Annotated in this window: 1 protein-coding gene; it reads right to left on the minus strand. The window is 50.4% G+C overall.

What is annotated here, in order from left to right:
- The coding region (locus tag ACYVTD_RS16415; protein ID WP_461248737.1) for a hypothetical protein at nucleotides 1-430 on the minus strand (430 nt) is incomplete at its 3' end.
- Between the last annotated feature and the right edge of the window lie 52 nt (nucleotides 431-482).

The following is a 482-nucleotide window of genomic DNA, read 5'->3' on the forward strand; positions in this document are numbered from 1 at the left end:
ATGTAAGATCGTTCACGTTTGTTTTTTGCGTTTTCTGGTTTATGGCTATAAAGGACAGTTTTCTTTCCGTGTTACGCGAAATATACCTTAAATCGCCGTCCGCCTTGTACCCGACAAGGTAGGGCAGGGGGCTTACGTAAACCGACGCTTCGGCGGACACGTTGCGCCCGCCTCCTTTTTCAAACGCTTCAGTGTAGAAAGAAAGGCGGTAGGTCGCTTTTTCAAACTTGGCGAGATCCATGTGAAATTCGACATTGCCTTCCGAATTTGTGGTTTTTGTCCCAAGGAATTCCTGAAAACTGTTTTTCGCAAGGTACGGATCCTTGAACTGGTAATCGCGGTACTGGCGGAAATACTGGTGTCCCGGCGCCAGATTGATCTGCCCCTTAACCTCGTTGCCGGACGCAGCCGTACCGAAAAGGTTTCGCACAGTTACCCTCGCCTTTAAATCGCCGGGCGTTATCCAGCCGTCCTGCGGAACC

The organism is Treponema sp. R6D11 (assembly GCF_054786075.1).